Source organism: Streptobacillus canis (genome assembly GCF_009733925.1).
GTDB classification, from domain to species: Bacteria; Fusobacteriota; Fusobacteriia; order Fusobacteriales; family Leptotrichiaceae; genus Streptobacillus; species Streptobacillus canis.
This window is the reverse complement of record NZ_WOEI01000067.1, coordinates 1-464: the sequence shown is the minus strand read 5'-3', so window position 1 is coordinate 464 and position 464 is coordinate 1. Positions and strand designations below refer to the sequence as shown.

Below are 464 nucleotides of genomic sequence, written 5' to 3'. Positions count from 1 at the left end.
AGAAGCTTTTTCGTTTGGAAGGGGAGCATAAAATATTTTCAAAAAAATAATAAAATAAAATTAGAGAGAATCCTTTTAGACTATCTTGCATTAAAAGGTTCGGAGTTAAATTTAGCTGAAATAGTTTTAGAAGAAGAAGTAAAATCTCTTAGAAATATTAGGGGATAGAAATAGTTATTCTAAAACAGATAAAGATGCAGTATTTATGAGATCTAAAAAAGATTACATGAGAAATGGACAATTAATACCTGTATATAATGTACAGATAGTTGTTAATAGTAATTACATATTAGATTTTAAAATGTTTCAAACCCCTACAGATTATAAGAGTTTACCTGTATTTATGGAACATATTAAATCAAATGGATATAATTTTAAAAATGTTGTTGCTGATGCAGGTTATGAAAGTTATGAAAACTTAAAATATTTATTTGATAATGAGTATATTTCATATATAAAACCAC

At 24.6% G+C, this 464-nt stretch carries 1 pseudogene; it reads left to right on the top strand.

What is annotated here, in order from left to right:
• Positions 1–142: 142 nt before the first annotated feature.
• Positions 143–464: pseudogene (locus GM111_RS08100) on the top strand (transposase); the annotation flags it as partial.